The 5846-nt window shown below is 44.7% G+C and carries 6 protein-coding genes; 1 reads left to right on the top strand and 5 read right to left on the bottom strand.

Translation table 11 applies throughout. The annotated features are described in order from the left end of the window. Window positions 1–922: AraC family transcriptional regulator (locus AC1DUA_RS31375; protein ID WP_477503470.1), on the top strand; the 922-nt coding region annotated here is incomplete at its 5' end. 318 nt (window positions 923–1240) lie between these two features. Here AC1DUA_RS31375 and AC1DUA_RS31370 read toward each other — a convergent pair. The 5 genes from AC1DUA_RS31370 to AC1DUA_RS31350 all read right to left on the bottom strand — a co-directional run. After that, the gene (locus AC1DUA_RS31370; protein WP_477503469.1) at window positions 1241–1906 is read right to left on the bottom strand and encodes a methyltransferase; all 666 of its coding nucleotides are present in this window, start codon (window positions 1904–1906) and stop codon (window positions 1241–1243) included. Window positions 1907–1984: 78 nt separating this feature from the next. Continuing rightward, window positions 1985–2695, bottom strand: coding sequence for an extracellular solute-binding protein (locus tag AC1DUA_RS31365; protein ID WP_477503468.1), 711 nt, complete (start codon window positions 2693–2695; stop codon window positions 1985–1987). A gap of 53 nt (window positions 2696–2748) precedes the next feature. Then, window positions 2749–3027 carry a hypothetical protein gene (locus tag AC1DUA_RS31360; protein ID WP_477503467.1) on the bottom strand — a complete coding sequence of 93 codons (279 nt, stop codon included), beginning with the start codon at window positions 3025–3027 and terminating at the stop codon, window positions 2749–2751. A 60-nt stretch (window positions 3028–3087) separates the two neighbouring features. Further along, complete coding sequence (locus AC1DUA_RS31355; protein WP_477503466.1) at window positions 3088–4653, bottom strand: response regulator; 1566 nt, start codon at window positions 4651–4653, stop codon at window positions 3088–3090. A gap of 10 nt (window positions 4654–4663) precedes the next feature. Next, window positions 4664–5846 (bottom strand): sensor histidine kinase (locus AC1DUA_RS31350; RefSeq protein ID WP_477503465.1); only part of this gene is annotated, 1183 nt, incomplete at its 5' end.

Raw genomic sequence — 5846 nt, 5'->3', positions numbered from 1 at the left:
ATGTAATGACTTATACTATAACAAAATTGACTTTTTCTTAAGGAGAACTTTAATGCTCAGGCCAGCTGTATACGGATTTCGAAACGAAGATACCTCCATCCTCACGCTCGATTCTATTGGATGGCAAATGATCAATACCCCTGATTACAGCTTTAGCGGAGAAGAACGCCCCGACTGCGGGCATGTCATTTTTCAATATACGATTCGCGGACAAGGTTATCTTGAGTATGAACAGCAACGCTTTCCGTTGACGAAAGGAACAGGTTTTTTAGTGAAGGTGCCTAGCAGCCATAAATACTTTTACGGGGATCAACAGGAACCATGGGAGATCATCTGGCTAAACTTGCGGGGAGAAGAGGCGAATCGAATTTGGGATTACGTGATGGCGCAGGAAGGGCCAGTCATCCAGCGAGATTCGGGCAGCCCTCTCATTCAAGGGCTTTGGAAACTGATGCGCATGGTAGCTGAAGATAGGATCATCGACAAATATCAACTGTCTCTCGGCGTATATGAATGGATGCTCACGCTCGTGCAATCAAGCCGAGGAATGACAAAAGACGTTAGCGCAAGCTCGAGTACGCTCATTCAAACAGCAAAAAAATACATGAGAGATCATTTTGCAGTTCCGCTCACTTTGGATATGATCTCCGAGCACTGCGGAATTAATAAGCACTACCTATGCAGGCTGTTTCAGCGGTCTGAGCAATCCTCGCCGCTGGCCTACTTGAGGGATCGGCGGGTGGAAGCCGCAATCGCCCTTCTCCGAACCACAGATTTGCCTGTTCAGGACATTGGCCAAACATGCGGCTTCGACAGCCCCAGCTACTTCGGTAAAATCTTCCGCCAATACATGCATATGACGCCAAAGGAATATCGGATGAAGAAGCTGGAGTTTCCTTATGATGCTATTTATTTGGAGTGATTAATTTTTCCAATCTTAGCAAATGAATAACAAAATCAATGATAATCCCGATCAAAAAGGATGAAAAAAAGTGTATAAGGTAGGCAGGATAATTCAACCTGATGCTTGAACTATCTGCAGCTAGTTTTGCGCTCTCAAAATTAAAAATCCAGTGCCGGAACGGCTCCGTGTACACTATGTTATTCAAGACTGGATTTAATCCAATGAGAAGTATGTTTTTGTCATCATATCCCCAGTAATTGTTTAAGCAGATTAGGATACTGAGTAAGCTGAGCCAAAATGTAAATTTTCTGAATAGAAACAACGATTTCACCTCCATTACCAAATAAGTGGAATTAAATGATAGCGGATCTTCTTACAGTAATCCTCATACCCTGCTAACTCCTTAAACAATATTTTCTCTTCATTTAACAGCCTCAGTACAATAAAAATAATGATAAAAATTGAGGGAATCAATGCCCAAATTGAACCTAATGCAAGAGGAGTGAACAGGATAATGGATATTGCCCCTGTATACATCGGATGCCGCACCAAGGCATAAGGGCCTGTTGATATCACTTGCTGGTTCTCACTTACTTCAATTATGGCAGATGTAAATGAATTCTCTTTAAAAACTAAAAAAACAATGATAAAACCTAGCAAGACGAAGAAATCCGCGACTAATACAAGATATAAAGGAACATCTGACCAACTAAATCTATAATCTAAACCGGGAAGAACTAACAATCCAATAAAAAATATGCCACCAGATATGGATTGGAAAATTTTTTGTTCCTTTTCTATTTCTTTAGCATGAACTCTTCGTTCTATGAGTTCAGGATCTCTTTTCAAGAAATAATGATTGATATACATCGTTGAACCAAAAAAGATTGCAAAATAAAGCCACGCTTCAGAAAAATGTAAAGACCCCGCGGGTAAAAATAAAAATGCAAAAAAAACGATTGAAAACAAGATTGTTCTAATATAAACGTTTTTCTTTAACACCACAGCACCTCCAAAACCTCTCTAAATCGTATTTAAAAAGATATTCGGTTATTTGGTTGGATCCCGGCCTCCTCCTTATTAGTTCGCGAGAATATCGTTTATTTTCTTCTCTAACGAAATCAAACCTTCCTCCGGGTCCAATCCGCCTAAGATAATGCTTTGCAGATCCTCCGACAAGGTTGTAAAAATGGTCGCGTATTTATCCGTTTTTGGCGCAAATTTAACTTGACGCTGAGCTTCAATAAATATATCCCGGTAGGGCATTTGCTTATAGACCTGACTTTGCACGACAGCCCGATTGGCGGGAACGTGTCCCGCTTGCCCCCAGAGCGTGCTGCCTGCTTCTGAGAAATATGTCATGAAGGCCATGGCTGCCTTCTGTTTTTCTTTGGTCACATAGCTCGGTACGACCAGCGTGTGAGAGCTGCCCCAATGGACCGGGCTGCCGAATATCTGCGGAAGCGGCGCAAGCCCGACCCGTAGCGATTTTTCGCTCAAGTGGTGCCCTGCTTCCCAAACACCGCCGAACCATAGCGCTGCTTGCCCATTGTGAAATGAATCCCATGGCGTCTTGTCATTCAAATCAGCCAGACGCTTCGCATACAGCTGTTGATAAAATTTCAATACCTGTAAAGCTTTCTCATTATGTATCGCGGCTTTGGAAAGATCAGGCGTAAGCAGATCACCTCCGGCCTCATAATACAAATTCAGAAAGGGCTCCTGAAAGTAAGGTGTATTGACCGCAATTGGCTGAACACCTGGCACTTTCGTCTGAATCTGCGTCAACATCTGAACAAAACCTTCCGGCGTTGGCTCGCCGAGCTTAATGGTGTCATCCTCATTCAGCCTGAAGAGAGCGCCGTGCTCAGTTTCACATAATACTCATTGGATTCCAGCCTAAGTTGCTTCACGAAAACCGATTTCTGCGAAGTGTTGAAACTCTGAATGATTTGCTCGACATAGTCGCCTTCGCCGCCCCCAAATGGATTCCAAAAGGAGATTTCGACTAGAGGTGCTCCCCCTTGCGCCGCCGATTTCTCCTTTCCTAATTGCGGGGCATTGGACGTAGCGAAACATCCTGTAACGGTCAGGGCGATTCCCCCTATACACAAAGTACGCAAGAACCGCCTCTTGCTTCTATTATTTAGCATAATAGGACTCCCCTTCCCTGACATGACATCTCATTTCTTAGCTCGAGTCCTGTATTCCGATGGAGAAACACCGACATTTTTTTTGAACACTTTAGAAAAATATTTCGGATCAGCAATGCCTACCAAATGACCGATATCAGCCGTCTTCAGTTCACCCGTAAGTAAAGATTTCGCCTTTTCAATGCGAAGGCGTGTCAAATATTCCAAGAAGCTTTCGCCCATCTCCTTTTTGAACAAGTTAGCAAAATAATTTTTGCTCAAATGGACAAGGTTCGAGATCGATTGAAGGGAAATTTCCTGCTGATAATACTGCTGGATATACTGTGTAGCTTTAATGATGCTGTTTCGGTCGCTGTTATAAATCTGAATCATATGCTGAAGCAGTTCGTGATAAGCTCCCATAAACCAAGCTTTGCTCTGACCTAGTGTTTCTAGCTTGGATAACTCGTCAAAATATTGCTTTTTTAACTGCATGATACTCATCTGATCGCTAGATACATCGGACCATAACGTTGTCAGCATAATCAAAAGCTCTAGAGAAATAATTTGTACAATGTCATAGTCTTTGCGGACGTCCAACTGCTCGAACAGCTCTTCCAGATAGGTCTGCAACTCCTTTGCTTGAAAGGCGTACACCATCGAATGAATATGGTTTGTACTTATTTTTATCGGCTCCCCTACTGGGCTCGATCCTGGCACATAATCTGTACCATAGGCGATCACCTTGCCGCTGCCGACGAACATTTTAAACTTAACAGCCGCTCTTGCTTGCTCGTACGCGGTATGCAGCTCAGTTAACCCTTGAAATTCTCCGCTAATTCCGACTGTAAAGCACATGCCATAACTAGCTTGAAGCTGGGCTGAGCATGCCTCCGCTACCTCACGGGAAGCCTTCTGAGCCTGCCGATGGGGCATGCCGGTCAGCAGCAGCACATTCAATTCCCCCTGCCGATCGGGGAATACCTCATAGGCAAGCTCCCGGGCTTGCAGCACGCTATCTAGTACCTTTCGTAGAGCGTTCTGTTCCTCCACGACACCTATTTGGGCCGCATCCTTACCCATGTGGAGCAAATAATATGGAGAGCTTCCTAGACTTCCGAAGGTGCTCTGGAGACTGCTGATATCTCGCTGAGCCCCCTCGGCAAGTTCCTGCAGAAGCTTCTCCTTCCACATCGGCTCCACGGCAAGCTCCTCATTTCTCCCTCCGGCTGGTGAAGTAATCTCTATGGCTTCCTTGACCTTCAGCAAAGCTTGCTCAAAATCTCGTGGCATCATATCCGATTTAATTAAGTACTCCGAAACGCCGTTGCGAATCGCTTCCTTGGCATACCCGAAGTCCTCGACATTGCTGAGGATGAGAATTTTCATATGAGGATTTATTTTACGAACCTCTGAAATGAGGGCAATGCCGTCCATGAGCGGCATTTTAATATCGGTAATCAGGATATCCGGCATTTCCTTGCTCATGAGTTCCAATGCTTCTTGGCCGTTAGAAGCCTCTCCCATGACGGATAAGCCGAGTTTCTCCCAATCGATCATCGAACGAATGCCAAACCTAACAATGTATTCATCTTCTACAATGATAACTCGAAACATGATATTCCTCCTACTCTATCACGGGAAGCCAAATCCCGATGCTCGTTCCTGCATCCATGATACTCTGGATATCTAAGCCATACGGCTTTCCGCATATCAGCTTGATTCTCTCATCGACATTGGCTAAACCGATACCCCCCATTTTATCAGCGGATGCCTCTTGGAACGGTGTCTGCAAGCTCTTCACGAGACTCGGGTCCATCCCACGTCCGTTATCTGCCACTTGGAAACGGATACCCCCGTCCGGATGCAGTGAGCAGCGAATATGTATTTCTCCTCCGGTCTGGCGGTCGGTGAACGCGTGGAGAATCGCATTTTCCACAATCGGCTGCAAGATAAGCTTAGGTGTCTTTTGGCTTCGGACATCTTCGTCAATATGGAAATAGGTTTGAATGTCGAAATTGAACCTGAATTTCTGAATCCCCAAATAGCACTGGACATGCTCAATTTCTTCTTCGACGGTAACAGTTTCTTCGCCTTTGCCCAGAGAAATCCGTAGGAGCCGCGAAAGCAAGCTGACCATCTCGGCGGCATTATTCGCCTTCTGCAGTAGAGCCGTCCATTTGATTATGTCTAGTGTATTGTACAAAAAGTGAGGATTGATCTGCGCCTGCAGCGCTTTCAGCTCCGCTACACGCTTATGACTTTGCTCCTCATAAACCGCTTTGAGCAGCTCGTCAAGCCGGGTCACCATGTAATTGAAATTTTCACCCCATATATCAAATTCATCATTACGACGTTTGGCCTTGAAGCGAACGCTCAAATCACCTGACATTACCTGACGCATCAAACGGATCATCTTCAAAATCGGTTTCGAAATCGAATTGGCAAGAAACATCGCCGTCAAAATTGAAAAACCGATACAAATAAGCGCAATCACGATGATAATTTGCAGCATGCGGTTAGAGTCTTTGTACAACGCAGATTCGGAGATGACATTTACGACCATCCAGTCGTTGGCATGCAGCTTTTTATAATTCACGATCCATTTCTGCCCTGCATGCTTAAGTGGAAAACCACGGGTTTCGTCGGAAGACTGAAGCAATTGGTTGGAGCCCTGCTCCCCAAGTACTTCCCGAACATTTTTCCCTAAAAACTGGTTGTCTGGATAGGAAATAATTTGACCGCTGCCGTCAATGATGAAGCTTTGGAGATCAGATGAGCTTTTCGTCACATTGCTGACGATTTCCTTG

Source organism: Paenibacillus sp. 01T422 (assembly GCF_056398785.1).
The sequence above is the reverse complement of the archived record's forward strand: the minus strand, read 5'-3'. Positions and strand labels throughout refer to the sequence as shown.